General features: G+C 53.0%; 1 protein-coding gene. It reads left to right on the top strand.

Features of this window, described 5'->3' with window-relative positions:
• Positions 1 to 411: collagen-like protein (locus tag MWU84_RS24145; RefSeq protein WP_246906610.1), on the top strand; the 411-nt coding region annotated here is incomplete at both ends.

The following is a 411-nucleotide window of genomic DNA, read 5'->3' as shown; positions in this document are numbered from 1 at the left end:
ACCGGAGCTAAGGGTGATACCGGTGCTACAGGAGCTACTGGCTCTACTGGAGCTAAGGGTGACCAAGGTGATAAGGGTGAAAAAGGAGATACTGGTGCGACCGGAGCTAAGGGTGACCAAGGTGATAAGGGTGAAAAAGGTGATACCGGTGCCAAGGGTGACCAGGGCGATAAAGGTGAAACCGGTGCTACTGGAGCTACTGGTACAACAGGAGCCAAGGGAGATCAGGGAGACAAAGGAGATACAGGTGCAACTGGAGCTACTGGTACTACTGGTTCAACTGGTTCAACTGGTGCGCAAGGAATTCAAGGAGAGGCTGGAGCGACAGGTGCTACTGGTTCTACTGGAGCACAGGGAATACAAGGTGAAACTGGTTCCACTGGAGCCACTGGTTCAACTGGAGCAACTGGA

Source organism: Arenibacter sp. F20364, from assembly GCF_023015905.1.
GTDB lineage: Bacteria > Bacteroidota > Bacteroidia > Flavobacteriales > Flavobacteriaceae > Arenibacter.
The sequence above is the reverse complement of the archived record's forward strand: the minus strand, read 5'-3'. Positions and strand labels throughout refer to the sequence as shown.